The 1,075-nt window shown below is 76.6% G+C and carries 1 protein-coding gene and 1 pseudogene; one reads left to right on the top strand and one right to left on the bottom strand.

What is annotated here, in order from left to right; translation table 11 throughout:
• The coding region (locus B7767_RS36865) for a cobalt-precorrin-6A reductase (protein WP_085575815.1) at nt 1–584 on the bottom strand (584 nt) is incomplete at its 3' end.
• Nucleotides 585–705: 121 nt separating this feature from the next.
• Between B7767_RS36865 and B7767_RS36860 the strand changes: the two are divergent.
• A pseudogene (locus tag B7767_RS36860) lies at nt 706–1,075 on the top strand (diacylglycerol kinase); the annotation flags it as partial.

Here is a 1,075-nt window from a genome sequence, read left to right as displayed (position 1 = left end):
ACCAGTACGTCGACGCGGTGGTCGCGCAGGAGGGCCGTCTCGTCGGCCACGGTGAAGGGACCGCGGGCCAGCAGCACGTGCGTGTGCGGTGGCACGGGCGGCTCGGGGGGCTCGACCGACCGGACGACGAAGCGCAGGTCCGTCAGGTGGGCGAAGGCCGCGAGGCCGAGGCGGCCGGTGGTGAGGAGGACCCGGTGTCCGAGCCGGGGCAGCAGGCCGGCGGCCGCGTCCAGCGACGGGACCGGGTGCCAGTCGTCGCGCGGGCCCGGCTGCCAGCCGGGGCGGCGCAGGACCACCAGGGGCAGCCCGGTGGCGGTCGCGGCCCGTACCGCGTTCGCCGTGATGGTCTCCGCGAAGGGGTGCGTGGCGTCGACCACCACGTCCACACGCTGCTCGCGCAGCCAGTCCGCCAGTCCTTCCGCGCCGCCGAAACCGCCGACGCGCGACCCGCCGGCGACCGCGCCCGGCCGGGTCACGCGTCCGGCGAGGGAGGTGGTCACCCTGAGGCCGGGACGGGCGGACAGCTCAACGGCCAGTACGCGTGCCTCGGTGGTGCCGCCGAGGACCAGGACGTGGGAGGACATGGCGCCGAGGGTACGAGGCCCGGACGCCACGGCCGGCACCGGACCGCCCGACGAAGATCGGCATCCGGCCGCACGCACGTACGCACACGTCCTACGATGACGCCGGGTGACTGGAGGAAGCATGGCCGTGGACTGGAGCAGGCGGGGCTATCACGCCCAGCGATGGGCGGCGCGGGGGGCGCTGGCCGCCGCCGCGCTCGCGGTGGCGGCCCCCCTCGTCTACGGCGGGCTGCGCGGTCTGCTGCTGCTGGTGTGCGGGATCGCGGGGATGGGGCTCAGCGCGGCCGCCGTGTGGTGGACGCTGACCCTGCGGGGCCCGCTGCGCTGGGTGTCCGCGCTGATCGCCGTGTGCGTGCCGGCCGGTCTGATCGCCCTGTTCGCCGTGACCCTGTTCTGGTCGCTGCCGGTGTCCCTGGCCCTGTGGGGGCTGGCGGTGTGGAGCGGGCGGTTCGCGCTGCGCGGCACGGGCGGCGGGCAGGCCCCGGTGCGGG

The organism is Streptomyces sp. 13-12-16 (assembly GCF_002114215.1).
In the GTDB taxonomy this organism is placed as follows: domain Bacteria; phylum Actinomycetota; class Actinomycetes; order Streptomycetales; family Streptomycetaceae; genus Streptomyces.
This window is presented reverse-complemented; position numbering and strand designations above follow the sequence as displayed.